At 32.8% G+C, this 534-nt stretch carries 2 tRNA genes; both read left to right on the top strand.

Annotation, left to right across the window (positions count from 1 at the left end):
- Window positions 1-148 precede the first annotated feature (148 nt).
- Window positions 149-225 (top strand) — tRNA-Ile (locus tag ACH5BF_RS14225).
- A gap of 45 nt (window positions 226-270) precedes the next feature.
- Window positions 271-346 (top strand) — tRNA-Ala (locus ACH5BF_RS14220).
- Window positions 347-534 lie beyond the last annotated feature (188 nt).

The raw sequence follows: 534 nt of genomic DNA, 5'->3' as shown, positions 1-534 counted from the left end.
AGAACCTGCGGTTGGATCACCTCCTTTCAGAGAAGAGAGAAGTTATTCGATTAACTTCTCCAAAGCTATCAAAGATAGCAAATAAAAAAGGTATATCAACCTTTCTATATTCGGTTTATAAAGATTACTTTATAAAATAGGTAAAAATGGGCCTATAGCTCAGCTGGCTAGAGCGCTCGACTGATAATCGTGAGGTCCCAGGTTCAAGTCCTGGTAGGCCCACCATTTATACTTATTTGAAGTTAACTTTATAAAGATTTGGTTAAAAATGGGGATATAGCTCAGCTGGGAGAGCGCCTGCCTTGCACGCAGGAGGTCAGCGGTTCGATCCCGCTTATCTCCACCATTTTAAAACTAAATATAAGTTCAAAAAATTTGAATTTATATTTGGTTTTTATAAACCAAAAAGTTATTTAAAAACATAATGTTAAAGTCTTAAAATTTTTCTAGCGAATATAAATTTATTTATATGAAACTAAAAAGAAACAATTTAAACACAACTTTTTTATTAGATTTAGCGATAGATTTAATAAG

Origin of the sequence: Arcobacter pernae (assembly GCF_049472135.1) — a bacterium.
GTDB lineage: Bacteria > Campylobacterota > Campylobacteria > Campylobacterales > Arcobacteraceae > Arcobacter_B.
The sequence above is the reverse complement of the archived record's forward strand: the minus strand, read 5'-3'. Positions and strand labels throughout refer to the sequence as shown.